Origin of the sequence: Lactobacillus sp. HBUAS51381 (genome assembly GCF_012641095.1) — a bacterium.
In the GTDB taxonomy this organism is placed as follows: Bacteria; Bacillota; Bacilli; order Lactobacillales; family Lactobacillaceae; genus Levilactobacillus.
Genome location: NZ_JAAVSC010000017.1, coordinates 16,700 through 30,504, shown reverse-complemented (window position 1 = coordinate 30,504; position 13,805 = coordinate 16,700). Strand labels below are relative to the sequence as shown.

Sequence of the window (13,805 nt, the reverse complement as noted above, 5' to 3'; positions counted from 1 at the left end):
TCAGTATACAAGTTTTACGGGGTAATTTCAAAGGAAGTCTTTCAGCGGGACCGATCGCCGTCAAAGAGCGGCAACTTCAGCTCCTCAAATGTTTGCGGTGCCAATCCCGTGAGCGTAATCCCCAGCAGGCGCACCTGCTCGTCGTCGCGGGCCACACTTTGATAAATTTCTAACGCCAATTCGTAGTAAACCGTGGCATCGTTGGCGATAAAATCGGGCTGCGTGATCCGCTTGGTGATCGTGTTAAATTGGCTGTCTCGCAGCTTGAGTACCAGTGTCTTCCCGTGGCGTTGCTTCTGGCGCACGGTCTGGGCCACCATCTCGGCCAACCGCTGCAACTGACTCTCCACCTCACCCGTGGTGGTCAATGGCGGGCCGTACGTGCGCTCCTTACCAATCGACTTGCGTTCCCGCTGATATTCGACCGGTCGTTCGTCGATGCCCCGCACCCGCTGGTAAAGCACGTACCCGAATTTACCAAAGTCGTGAATCAGCGCCAACTGACTACGCTGATACAGGTCGGCGCCGGTTAAGATCCCCAGTTCGTGCATCTTGGGCACCGTTTTCTTGCCCACCCCGCGGAACCGTTCGATGGGCAACGCCATCAGGAAGTCGTGGGCGTCTTCGGGTAGGATCACGCAGACCCCCACGGGCTTACGAAAGTCCGAGGCCTCTTTCGCCAAAAATTTACTATAGGAAATGCCGGTCGAACAGGTCAGGTGGGTCTGGTCAAAAATTTCCGCTTGAATGGCGTGCGCGACCTGGACGGCCGAATGAAGATGGTGCTTGTTTTCCGTAACATCCAAGTACGCTTCATCGAAGGCAACCGTCTCAATCTTATCGGTGTATTCGTGAAAGATGGCGTGAATCTGGTCGGACACTTGGCGATAGCGGGGGAAGTCGGGCGTCTTAAAGATCGCCTCGGGACAGAGTTTTAGCGCCTCATTGGCGTTCATCGCCGAATGGACGCCGGTCTGCCGAGCGATGTAATTGGCGGTGGTGACCACACCCCGACCACCCGTTTTTCGGGGATCCTGCGCCACAATCAGGGGGTGGCCCTTGAATTCCGGATGGTCGCGCTCCTCAATCGACGCATAAAAGGCGTCCATATCGACATGAATAATTTTACGTTGGGTGTACTTCGCCGCCGGTTCCATCGGACCACCTCCCAGTCTAAACAGATCTTATCTAGATTATAATCGAACAAACGTTTGTTCTCAACTATATTTATACTGGGACAAAAAAAGGGCCAACTCGAATTGAGTCAGTCCTCTAACTCGCCGACAACCCCGTTGCCAGTGAGTCACGTTAAACCTTATTTGGCTGCGTCATCCTTAGCCGCGCTATCGCTATCAGCGGCAGCACTGTCGGCCGTGTCGGCTGAATCATCAGCGGCACTTTCAGCAGGTTGTGCGTCGCTAGTGGCTTCACTGGTTGCTGCGGCGGCTGGAGCCGTAACAGCAGCTGGTGCTTGCGCCGTAACCGATGAGATTGCCCGCAGATCAAAGACCAGGTAAATCCCGTCACAGTCTAAAGTGACCGTCTTATCCGTTTCGTTGATTTCGTCAATGACACCGTGTAAGCGACCAATAGTCACCACGTGGTCACCCTTCTTTAACTCACTCATCATGTCTCGGTGCTTCTTTTGTTGCTTTTGTTGTGGCCGCAACATTAAGAAGTACATCAGGGCCAAGAAGATCACTAAAATAAAGATTGTTGAGTATTGACCGGCCCCGCCGGCTGCAATTACTAAATTTCCAAACACATTTGTCCACTCCTTCGTATCATCTCTACTGAACCACTTTACCAGAACCTAAGGAATCCGTCCAATTATTTCTAAAAGTTCTTAGGATGTTCGGCATTGTAACCGTACTTTTCGAAAACCGATTCCCGTAATTCCAACAGATTATCGTCCCAGATGGCCTGACGGACACGTTTCATCAGGTTGTGTAGGAAATAAAGGTTGTGGTAACTGGCCAACCGTTGCCCGAAATACTCGTCCGCCTTAAATAAGTGGCGAAGGTAAGCACGGCTATAGTTCCGGCAAACGTAACAGTCACACTCGGGATCAAGCGGCCCAAAATCGTGGGCGTACGCCGCGTTCTTAACCACCAACCGACCACGACTGGTCATGCAGGTTCCCTTGCGGCCAATCCGGGTCGGCAGGACACAATCAAACATGTCCACACCACGAATCACCCCGTCAATCAGTGAATCGGCGGTGCCGACCCCCATCAGATAGCGGGGCTTGTTCTCCGGCAGAAGTGGCGTGGTAAAGGCGAGTACCCGATTCATCTCTTCCTTGGATTCCCCGACGGACAACCCACCGATGGAATAACCGGGGAAATCGAGACTAACCAAGTCCTTCGCCGATTGTCGCCGCAAGTCCTCGTAACCGGCCCCCTGAACGATACCGAACAGGCCCTGATAATCGGGATGGGCGTGGGCCCTTAAGCCCCGCTCCGCCCAACGACTGGTTCGCTCCACGGACTGCTTGACGTATTCATAGCTTTCGAAGAACGGTGGGCATTCGTCGAGGCTCATCATGATGTCCGGACCCAATTGGTTTTCAATCCCAATGGCCTTTTCGGGCGACAGGAAGAGTCGATCCCCGTTCACTTCATTTCTAAAGTGCACGCCTTCCTCGGTGAGCTTCCGGTGTTTGGAAAGCGACCACACCTGAAAGCCCCCGGAATCGGTCAGAATTCCCTTATTCCAGTTCATGAACTTATGCAGTCCCCCGGCCTCTTCGATCAGGTCGGCCCCTGGTTGGAGCCACAGATGATAGGTATTGGCCAAGATTACCTGTGAGCCCATCTCGTCGAGTTCGTCGGGACTGATGTTCTTTACGGTGGCTTGCGTGCCCACCGGCATGAACATCGGCGTCTTGAAGGTGCCGTGTGGGGTAATCAATTCCCCCAGCCGGGCACCCGTGTGTTTTTCAGTTTTTAACAGGCGATACTTAATCGCGGGTTCCATGGATCATCCTCCATTTACTTGATAAACATGGCATCGCCAAAGCTAAAGAAGCGATAACGCTCCTGAATGGCGTGCTGATAGGCATTAAGAATCTGGTCACGACCGGTAAAGGCGGCAACCAGCATCACCAACGTTGACTTGGGCAGGTGGAAATTGGTAATAAAGGCATCGACCACCTGCCACTGATAACCCGGCTTAATAAAGATATCGGTCCAGCCGGAATCGGGTTTGATCTCACCATGAAATTTGCTTCCAATCGTTTCCAACGTCCGAATTGACGTGGTGCCGGTGGCGATGATGCGGCCCCCATTGGCCCGTACGTCGTTCAAGGTCTTGGCGGCAGTGGCGTCTAACCGATAGAATTCGCTGTGCATCTTGTGATCCTCGATGTTGGCCTCTTCTACCGGGCGGAAAGTCCCGAGCCCCACGTGAAGCGTGACGTAAACTAACTTGACGCCTTTGGCCGCCACCTTAGCCAACAAGTCCTGCGTCCAATGCAAGCCCGCAGTTGGCGCCGCTGCCGAGCCATTTTCCTTGGCGTAAACCGTTTGGTAACGGTCGGGATCATCGAGCTTGGCCTTGATATAGGGCGGCAGTGGCATCTCACCCAACTGCTCCAAGATCTCCATGAAGATGCCCGTGTAGTGAAATTCAATCAGTCGAATGCCTTCATCACGTTCTTCAGTGATCGTCGCTGTCAATTGACCATCGCCAAAGCTAACGACCGTGCCGACGTGAAGCCGTTTAGCCGGCTTCATCAGGGTTTCCCAGACATCCCCTTCGACGTTATGAAGCAACAAGACCTCCACGTGGCCGCCAGTCTCCTCGCGAATCCCGTAGAGCCGCGCGGGCATGACCCGTGAGTCATTCATGACCACGGCATCCCCCGCGTGCAATTCATCCAAAATATCGTAGAAATGCTTGTCCTCCAGCGTGTGCGCCGTATGATCCAGAACTAATAAGCGCGAGGTGTCTCGCTGCTTGATTGGCGTCTGGGCAATGAGGTCGTGCGGTAAATCGTAATCAAAATCATCTAAGGTGTATCCCATGGTGATTCAGCTCCTTTACGCGTTATCCTGATGTGGTAGTGGCAGTCCTAAGTGGGCGTATCCCGCGGGGGTCACAACCCGTCCGCGCGCCGTTCGTTTCAAATAACCGCGTTGTAGCAAGTACGGTTCGTACATCGCCGCAACCGTCTCGGTCTCCTCACCAATGTTGGCGGCCAGCGTATTCAACCCAACCGGGCCCCCATCGTAAAAGTCAATCATGGTGCGGAGTAGTTTAATATCGGTCGGATCTAGCCCCGCCGAATCCACGCGTAACAGCGTCAACGCGTGATCCACGATGGCGCGGTCAATGGTGGAATGGTCCGGTGAGACCTCCGCAAAGTCCCGAATCCGTTTGAGCAAACGGTTCGCAATCCGCGGCGTCCCCCGTGAGCGCAAGGCCACCTCGTGCGCACCTTCCGTGGCGATCGTCGTGTTAAAGATATCGGCGGACCGTTCCACAATCTCCTGCAGATCGGCCGTCTGGTAGTACGCCATATGTTCGACGATCCCAAAACGATCCCGCAGCGGTGCCGACAACAAGCCGGCCCGGGTGGTCGCCCCAATCAGCGTGAATGGTGGCAGTGGGAAATGCACGGGATGGGCGGTTGGCCCCTGACCCACCACGATGTCGATGTAAAAGTCTTCCATGGCGGAGTATAGCATTTCCTCCACAATCTTGGGTAACCGATGAATTTCATCAATGAATAAGATATCACCCGGTTGAAGCTCGTTGAGCAGTGCCACCAAATCACCCGGCTTTTCAATGGCCGGACCACTGGTCGTGCGGATGTGTACGGCCATTTCGTTGGCAATGACCATGGCCAAGGTGGTCTTGCCCAGACCAGGTGGGCCGTAGAGCAGAACGTGATCCAGCGATTCTTCGCGTTGCTTGGCCGCTTGAATGTACACCCGCAGTTCATGCTTAATGGGGTCTTGCCCGATGTATTGCGCCAGCGTTTGCGGACGTAAAGATTTTTCAATAGAATCCTCTTGGTCATTCTCCGGTTGGGGAGAAACGAGCCGATCGTCATCAGCCATCATTCAGCCTCCTTTCGTTTAGTCCTAGATACTGTCCAGCTTACGTTGTCAACAAGCGTAGGCCCTCACTGAGATAATCGTTGGTCGATTTTCCAGCGAATTGCTTGAGCTTGGGGGTCACCTTCTTGACCGCGGCTTCACGGTAACCCAACGCCGTCAACGCTGCCAGCGCGTCGTCTAACTGTGGATTATCGCCGCCAGCCGTGGCGACCTCGGGCGTAAAGAGCGCGCCGTCATCGGCGGGTTCGAGGTCGTCCAACTTTCCTTGAAGATCCAGGACAATCTGACCGGCCGTCTTCTTACCAACGCCGGGAAACTTCGTCAAAAAGGTCACGTCATTCGTCCGAATGGCCTGCAGAAGTCCTTGGTGATCGGGATTGGCCAGAATGGCTAAGGCACTCTTCGGCCCAATTCCGTTAACGTTGATGAGTTTTAAAAATAATTGTTTTTCCGCGAAATCCTGAAACCCATAGAGGGTCTGAGCCGTATCGCTCACGGCTTGATAGACGTAAATGGTGACCGCCTGTCCATCAGTGGCGACCTGATAACGGTAGGGATTGGCCGTGTTGACCAGATACCCTACCCCGTTGACGTCGATCACCACATGGTCGGGATAGACCGCGGCGATGACCCCATGAAGGTATTCATACATGACCGGTTTACTCTCCTTTAAGAAAACGTATGTTTGCTTTTTAAATTGTACCATACTCGCACACGATCTGCAGTGAAATCGTCTGAAGGCCAAGCGACCAGCCTATTCGCCCCAGTCGTCACCACTGTGATGAGGATCTTGAATCCGTTTGAACAGCTTCTCCAAGTCCTGATCCGTCAGATGAACCAGCACGGGGCGGCCATGGGGACAGTTAAACGGATTCTCCGCCGTCGCCAGCTTTTTAAGCAGGGCTCGTGCCTGCTGATCGTCCAAGTGGTGATTGGCCTTGATGGCCCGCTTACAGCTCATCATAATGGCGGTCTTTTCCCGAAAGGCGGCCACCGAAATCTTGCCGTCCTTGAGCACCCAGTCCACCATTTCCTTGATCGTATCCGTCTCCTGCCCGGCTTTGAACCAGGTTGGATGCTCGTGCACGATGAAGCTATTGGGACCAAAGCTCTCGAGATGAACGCCGACACTTCCCAACGTTTCAATGTGGTTACTGAGCTCTAAGACGTCGGTCGTCGGGTAGTCCAAGACGATTGGCACCAACAGCTTCTGCTCGTCATCACTCACCTCACCGATGGCCTGCCGGTAGTACTCATAGTTCACGCGTTCCTGCGCGGCATGCTGGTCAATTAAATACAGCCCATCATCGGCCTCGGCCAACAAATAAGTGCCGTGCACCTGGCCCAAGTAGCGTAGCTCGGGAAACCGCTGCTGCGGCTGTGCTTGGGTCAACTGCGTGGCTTGTGCCTGCGACTGGTTCGTTGTGGCCGCCTGGGCCGGCCGATTAGCGGCCGACTCGGCGGGGCCACCGAGGGGCGCCGCCGGTTGTTCCATCCGGTATTTCGCATCAAATGCCTGCATGGCCGGCAACTTAAAGTCCGTACGTTGGTGAACCACCACGGGATCTACGGGAACCTCTTCCGGCGTCGCCAACGGTTGTGGGCCAGCTTGCGGCGTTTCGGGTTGCGGGGTTGCGGCCGGTTGGGTGGCCGCCGTTGCCGAAGACCTGTTGGACATCTCATACTTTGTGGAAGCATCGTTTAACGCCATGGTTAACTGGTCAGTCGCTGGCTCCGGCGTTTTCTGTTGCGGTAATTCATTGAACACGTCGGGAATCAGATTCTCCGTCGACAACCGCTTAAAGACCGTCTCCTGAATCAGCTGCGTAAGCTCCGGCTCCTGGCTGATGCGCACCTCTTGTTTCGTCGGATGCACGTTCACGTCGACTAGTAGCGGGTCCATGTGAATATCCAAGACGGCGAGCGGATAACGCCCCACCATCAATTTTGACCCGTAGCCCGCAATCAACGCCTTACTCAATTGAAAATTGTGGATGTACCGACCGTTTAACAGTAGCGAAATGTACTGCCGACTCGCCCGCGTTAGCTCCGGTAGGCTCACGTAGCCGGTCACCTTGAAGTCCGGATTGGCTCCCTTAATGGCCACCATTTTGCGGGCACTCTGGACACCGTAGATGCCGGCGATCACCTGTTGAAGATCGCCACGGCCAGTCGTCCGGGTGAGCTCACGGCCGTTGTGGACCAGTGAAAAGGCCACGTCGGGATAGCTCAGGGCCAGTCGGTTCACGATATCCGTGATTCGTGCCAGCTCGGTTGCCGGTGACTTCAGGTATTTCAGCCGGGCCGGAACGTTGCCAAACAAGTCCTTGACCGTGACCGTCGTTCCCTTACGTGCCGCGGCGGCGGTATGCGCCTTGATGATCCCGCCAACGTTGTGAATCAAGGTCCCTACGCCCCCGGTGGAGGTGGTCAACGTGACATCCGCCACGGACGCAATGCTGGGCAGTGCTTCGCCCCGGAACCCCAAGGACTTAATCCGAAAGAGATCCTTACGATCGGTAATCTTACTGGTGGCGTGCCGCTTGAAGGCCATCTCGGTATCTTCATCGGCAATACCATCGCCATCATCGACCACGGTAATGCGCTGAAGGCCGGCCTCTTCGACGGTAATATCGATCTGTTTACTGTTGGCGTCAACGGCGTTTTCGACCAGTTCTTTCACCACGGACGCGGGCCGTTCAACCACTTCACCCGCAGCAATTTGGTCGGCCAACACCGACGCCAATTCATGAATTTTAGGCATGTACGGCCCTTCCTTTCTCTATGACCCATTTATTTGACGATTACCTGGCAACATTGTGGGGTGCTGGCCGCCTAACCGTTCGCAAAATATGAGCTGGATCGCGGTGGGCAGGACGTCCCGAGCCACAGAACGGTCTCGGGACTCGCTTGAAACCGCAAAGAACAGCGTTTTCAAGTCGCCATTTTCTAAGCAGACCACTTAGAAAATCCCACGGCTGAGCTCATATTTTGCTTCACTAACGGCTACTTGGGCGTATCAGGTAACGACCACCACTTCCTTGAAAAATGCTCAGCGACGTTGCTCCCATCCCTTAACGAGAATCGCACAACTGGGGGCCGGACACATGATGGTCAAAAATCCAATCACCCCATTGAACACAGATGTTCCGCCCATAACCAGTCGCTACGAACGACATCTACTGTAGCCGGGAGTGAAGCGAAATCTAGGCTCAGCCGGGGCATTTACCAGCGATTTTTGCTGGTAAATGGGTGACTTTGAGACGATGATTCTCCGGCTCAAAGCAAGGTTCGAGACCGCTCTATGGCTCGGACCGGCCTTCCCCAGCGTTCCAGCCTAGATTCCGCGAACGGTAAGGCGACCAACTACCACAATCTGATGGTTATTTCGACAATTTTTGTTGCCACTTGTAGACCTGGCTCATGACGTCCATCGGGGTCATTCCCATAAGGTTCAGGTGGCTCAGTTGCTCGATGACTTTGGCCTGTGCCGGATTCAACTCCGGTTCATCGCTGAATAGGGAGAGTTGTTGATCCGCCGCGTCATTCGTTGTCGCCGTATCTGCCGGCGTTGGGGTTGCGGGTTCCGGTGTAACCGCCACTTCGGCTTCGGTCGCCGCTTCACTGACCGGTTCCGCAGGTGTTGCTACCGGTTGCTGTGTCGTGACGGTCTCAGGTTGGTTCGGCACCGCCACTACGGGCTTGGCCGCCGCCTCGTCCTCTAGGTCCGTCAAGATAACCTCGGCCCGTTTCAGTAACGGCGTTGGCATCCCGGCTAATTTGGCCACGTGAATCCCGTAAGACTTGTCGGCCGGTCCCGGTTGCATCTGATGCAAGAAGACTAAATCGCCGTCCTGTTCCACGGCGCCCACGTGCACGTTGCGTAAGGCCTTGAGGGAATCCTCCAGTGCCGTCAATTCGTGATAGTGGGTGGAGAACAACGTCTTCGCGTGGACCTGATCATGGACAAATTCAATGATGGCCTGCGCCAGCGCCATGCCATCGTAGGTGGCCGTCCCCCGGCCAATCTCGTCAAAGAGGATCAGACTGTTAGCCGTCGCATGGCTCAACGCCCGGTTGGCCTCCTGCATTTCAACCATAAACGTACTCTGGCCAGAAATCAGGTCATCGGCCGCGCCAATTCGCGTAAAGATCTGGTCAAAGACCGGCATTTGTGCCGCTTCAGCGGGAACAAAGCACCCCATCTGCGCCATGATAACCGTCAAGGCCAGCTGCCGCATATAGGTACTCTTCCCAGACATGTTGGGGCCCGTGATCAGCAAGATATTGGTCTGTTCATCCATGGACACGTCGTTGGGCACGTAAGTTTGTCGACCCAAGACCTTCTCGACAACTGGATGCCGACCCTGCTTGATCTCTAGGTCATGTCCCGCAATCAGGGTTGGCTTTACAAAGTGATAGTCCTCGCTGACCACCGCAAAACTCTGGAGAACATCCAGGGCAGCAATGATGGCGGCCAACTTCTGGAGTCGGGTAATGGCGGTCTTTACCTGTTCACGAAGGTCGACAAACAACTTGTATTCAAGCGCCGTAGACTTCTCCTGCGCTTCCAGAATTAACCGTTCCTTTTCCTTCAATTCTGGTGTGGAGAAGCGTTCGGCGTTGGCCAGCGTTTGCTTCCGCTCGTAACGGTCAGCTGGCAATTTATTCAGGTTGACCTTGGTCACTTCGATGTAATACCCAAAGACGTGGTTGTAGCCAATCTTAAGGTTGTTGATACCCGTAACCTCACGTTCGTGCGCTTCCATCTCGGCCAACCACTGCTTACCGTGACGCATGGCATCGCGGTATTCATCGAGTTGGTCGCTGTAGCCATCACGAATGACGCCGCCATCCGTCACGGATAACGGTGGTTCGGGGACAATTGCATCGCGAATGGCCGTCGCAACGTCTTCAACGGGATCGAGGTTCCGGAGCGTGGTGTCAAAGACTTTTTCGCCGAGGTCTTCAATCGTGTGGGCAATCTGGGGAACCTGTTCCAACGAGGTTTGTAGCTGAATAAGGTCCCGGCCATTGACGCTGCCGAAGGCGACCCGTCCCGCTAGTCGTTCCAAGTCATAGACTTTGACCAGCTCCGCTTGTAAATTATTCCGTTCAAAGTAATGATCGAGCAAGACGCCGACCTTGGCTTGACGCGCTTCGATCTGGGCGCGGTCAATCAGGGGACGATCCAGCCACTGTTTCAACAGCCGGCCACCCATGGCGGTCTTGGTCTCATCCAACAACCAGAGTAACGTCCCGGACTTCTTCTTCGTCCGTAGGTTTTGCGTAATTTCCAGGTTCGACTGGGAGGCGTGATCCATCTTCAGAAAGGCCGTTGGTTGATAAGCCACCGCCCGTTGTAAATGGGCCAAGCTCCGCTTCTGGGTCACCGTTACGTAGGTCACTAACACACCGACCGCCTGTTTTAACAGGTCGCTGGTGAGGTCCTGTTCCACGTAACTGAGCTCGGAACTGGCCTGAATGTCCGGCTGCGACGAGATCAACATCCCCAACTGCTGGCAACGGGCTTGCAGGTCAGCGTCAATCGTGGTATCGACCACGACTTCCTTGGTCTGCAAGCTCATGAGTTCATTGACCACCGTATCCACCGTCGCCAATTCGGCGACCTTTAATTCACCGGTTGAGAGATCGGTGTAGGCCAAGCCAAAGTGGGTGGCATCGGTCATGGTGAGTGCCGTTAAGTAGTTGTTGCGCTTAGCACCAGCCGCGCCGGTATCCGTCTGGGTACCAGGGGTCACCAATTGGATGACTTCACGCTTGACCATGCCCTTCGCCAGCTTCGGGTCCTCCATTTGTTCACAGATGGCCACCTTATACCCTTGATCGACCAGAATGTCGATATAATTCTGAACAGCCTTGTGTGGAACCCCACACATGGGAATTGGATTTTTGGCGCTGTGACTCCGGGTGGTCAACGTGAGCTCCAGTAGCTGGGAACCCTTTACGGCGTCCTCATTAAACATTTCATAAAAGTCCCCGAGCCGGTAAAACAGGAAGGCATCCGGGTACTGATCCTTAATTTTTTGATATTGGGCCATCATGGGCGTCGTCTTCGTCATGGAAATTGGTTCATCCTTTCAATTCACAAAAAAATTAACTTTGATACGGGTGTTGGGGGCTGATCAAGATGGGGTGAATGCGTGACGCGTGTCCCGTCTTGTCGTTGAGGTCAATCACACAACCTGAAAGTAACCCGGCGCCCCGCTCCTGAACGGTATACCGCGTGGGCCGCTGGTTCTCGAAACGTTCAATCACGCTATCCGCCTGCATGCCTAATACACTATCGGCTGGGCCGGTCATCCCCGCCTCGGTCAGAAAGGCCGTTCCGTGCTTAAGCACTTGGGCATCGCTAGTCTGGACGTGCGTATGGGTACCGACCACCGCAGACAATTGACCATCGTAACGCATGGCAAAGGCCCGTTTTTCACTGGTCGTCTCGGCATGAAAATCCACAAATACAAAGTCGGTATCCAACTCTGGCAATAAGCCCTTCATCAACGCAAAGGGATCATCCATCGGGTTCATGAAGACTCGGCCTTGTAAGTTGACAACGGCCAACACCTGCTGGTTAACCTTCACCTTCGTCCAGCCCTGGCCCGGAGTATCGCCGGGAAAGTTGGCCGGCCGCACCAGCCGGTTTGCCCCGCCAATAAAGTCGTAGAGCTCGGCGTTGTCCCAGGTATGATTGCCCATGGTGACCACGTCGGCCCCGTCCTTCAGCAGCTGTTTGTAAATACTTTGACTGATGCCTCGTCCCACGGGCGTTGAATTTTCCCCGTTGACAATGGTGACTTGTGGTTTCAAATCGCGCTTGAGTTGGGGCAGATACTCATGAATCATATCCACACCAATGTTTCCAACAACATCACCAACAAAAAGAATACGCATCTTCGTTCCCCTATCTGTGACCCCACATGGGCCCTCATTAGACCGGCGGCTGCCGATTATTTTTTAACCCGGAAACGCAAGACCAATGATCCGTGCCGCTACTTAAGTGGCACTACTACATCCGCCCTGACCGTTTCCGGTCTGAGTCTACACAATTACATACGGTCTATTTTACCATGGATTAGGCTGAAATGACGTAAAAAAGCTAGGACCAACTTGGCCTAGCTTCTCTGACTTATTTCGCATATTCAACTGACCGGACTTCCCGAATGACGGAAACTTTGACGTGACCTGGATAATCCAAGTCGCCCTCAATCTGCTTCTTAATGTCTCGTGCCAAGACAACGGCATCCGTATCGGAAATCTTCTCTGGCCGCACGATGACTCTCACTTCACGTCCAGCCTGGATGGCGAAACTGTGGTCAACCCCATCGAAGGCGTTGGCAATCGTTTCTAACTTATCTAAGCGGTGGATGTAACTTTCAAGAGAATCAGAGCGTGCGCCTGGCCGAGTCGCTGAAATCAAATCAGCCGTCCCAACCAGTTCCGCAATCACAGACTGCGGCGCCGTTTCATCCGCTTGAGCGGCAATGGCATTTACAACGACCGGACTCTCACGATACTTCTTCGCGAGTTCCATTCCAGTCGCAATGTAGGAGCTATCGTCCTCATGCTCAGCGGCGCGGCCAATATCATGTAATAATCCTGCACGTTTTGCTAACGTAACATCCTCACCGAGTTCAGCGGCTAAGACCCCAGTGATCTTGGCAACCTCAATTGAATGGGCTAAAGCATTTTGCCCATGAGAAATCCGGAAATTCAAGCGGCCAACCAACTTGACCAGTTCGGGATGCATCGAATGTATCCCCAAATCAAAGGTCGTCTGTTCACCAAGTTCGCGGACATGTTCGTCCAATTCCTTCTTGGCTTTAGCCACCATTTCCTCGATCCGTGCCGGATGAATCCGGCCATCTTGGATCAACTTCTCAAGCGCAATCTTAGCAACTTCTCGCCGTAATGGGTCAAAGCCACTCAAGACGACAGCTTCCGGCGTATCATCGATAATTAAATCAATTCCGGTCAACGTTTCCAGGGTGCGAATGTTACGGCCTTCACGACCGATAATCCGCCCTTTCATGTCGTCATTAGGCAGGGTGACCACAGAAATCGTGGTTTCCGTGACCATATCGGCGGCACTCCGTTGAATCGCTGACACAATCAGGTCTTTGGCGTTAGCCTCGGCCGTCTTGCGTGCTGACTCTTCGCTTTCCTTGATCATCTTTGCCCGTTCACCCGCCAGCGCCGATTTGGCTTCTGAAATAATCAGGTGACGTGCATCGTCCTGGGATAAGGCGGCTACAGCTTCCACTGCATCCTGCCGTTTTTCAATCAGTGAGTCTGCTTGTTGTTGCTTTTTGGCTAAATTCTGTTCTTCACCACTAAGCTTCTTGTCTCGACGGTTCAACGAATTTTCGCGTTTTTCCAGAGAATTGTCTTTCCGGTCAAGCGTTTCTTCCCGTTGAATCAAGCGGTCTTCTTGCTTCTGAACTTCGGCACGTCGTTCTTTCAGCTCTTGTTCGACCTCCGCACGATACTTGTGACTGTCCTCTTTGGCCTCTAATAGCGCCTCTTTGGTAGCCGTCTCGGCTTGTTTTTTGGCTTCGGCCAAGACACCTTGAGCAGTGAACTTGGCAGCATCTAGCTTGCGTTCGTAGACCGATTTACGATAATAATAACCGCCCACGACACCAACAACGATAGCGATGATTGCGAGGATTATAATTGGAACACTCATGATTCCACCTCCGCATCATCAAAAATGACTAA

Annotated in this window: 10 protein-coding genes; all 10 read right to left on the bottom strand. The window is 53.8% G+C overall.

All coding sequences use genetic code 11. The features are described 5' to 3' along the window. Positions 1–41: 41 nt before the first annotated feature. On the bottom strand, positions 42–1,157 hold the full coding sequence (gene dinB, locus HEQ50_RS07240; protein WP_168899852.1) for a DNA polymerase IV: 1,116 nt from the start codon (positions 1,155–1,157) through the stop codon (positions 42–44). 158 nt (positions 1,158–1,315) lie between these two features. Then, on the bottom strand, positions 1,316–1,765 hold the full coding sequence (gene yajC, locus HEQ50_RS07235) for a preprotein translocase subunit YajC (RefSeq protein ID WP_334427293.1): 450 nt from the start codon (positions 1,763–1,765) through the stop codon (positions 1,316–1,318). A gap of 71 nt (positions 1,766–1,836) precedes the next feature. Beyond that, on the bottom strand, positions 1,837–2,979 hold the full coding sequence (tgt, locus tag HEQ50_RS07230) for a tRNA guanosine(34) transglycosylase Tgt (protein ID WP_168899851.1): 1,143 nt from the start codon (positions 2,977–2,979) through the stop codon (positions 1,837–1,839). Positions 2,980–2,993: 14 nt separating this feature from the next. Continuing rightward, positions 2,994–4,028 carry a tRNA preQ1(34) S-adenosylmethionine ribosyltransferase-isomerase QueA gene (queA, locus tag HEQ50_RS07225; protein WP_168899850.1) on the bottom strand — a complete coding sequence of 345 codons (1,035 nt, stop codon included), beginning with the start codon at positions 4,026–4,028 and terminating at the stop codon, positions 2,994–2,996. 15 nt (positions 4,029–4,043) lie between these two features. Continuing rightward, on the bottom strand, positions 4,044–5,066 hold the full coding sequence (ruvB, locus tag HEQ50_RS07220; RefSeq protein ID WP_168899849.1) for a Holliday junction branch migration DNA helicase RuvB: 1,023 nt from the start codon (positions 5,064–5,066) through the stop codon (positions 4,044–4,046). Positions 5,067–5,106: 40 nt separating this feature from the next. Continuing rightward, positions 5,107–5,718, bottom strand: a complete 612-nt coding sequence (ruvA, locus tag HEQ50_RS07215) for a Holliday junction branch migration protein RuvA (RefSeq protein WP_168899848.1) — start codon at positions 5,716–5,718, stop codon at positions 5,107–5,109. Between the two features lie 102 nt (positions 5,719–5,820). Further along, positions 5,821–7,830: a DNA mismatch repair endonuclease MutL gene (gene mutL, locus HEQ50_RS07210; protein WP_168899847.1), complete on the bottom strand. Its 2,010-nt coding sequence runs from the start codon at positions 7,828–7,830 to the stop codon at positions 5,821–5,823. Between the two features lie 619 nt (positions 7,831–8,449). Then, positions 8,450–11,155, bottom strand: a complete 2,706-nt coding sequence (gene mutS, locus HEQ50_RS07205) for a DNA mismatch repair protein MutS (RefSeq protein ID WP_370520133.1) — start codon at positions 11,153–11,155, stop codon at positions 8,450–8,452. A gap of 28 nt (positions 11,156–11,183) precedes the next feature. Next, on the bottom strand, positions 11,184–11,978 hold the full coding sequence (locus tag HEQ50_RS07200) for a TIGR00282 family metallophosphoesterase (RefSeq protein WP_168899845.1): 795 nt from the start codon (positions 11,976–11,978) through the stop codon (positions 11,184–11,186). A gap of 235 nt (positions 11,979–12,213) precedes the next feature. Beyond that, a complete protein-coding gene (rny, locus tag HEQ50_RS07195) occupies positions 12,214–13,773 on the bottom strand; it encodes a ribonuclease Y (protein WP_168899844.1) in 1,560 nt (519 codons plus the stop codon). Between the last annotated feature and the right edge of the window lie 32 nt (positions 13,774–13,805).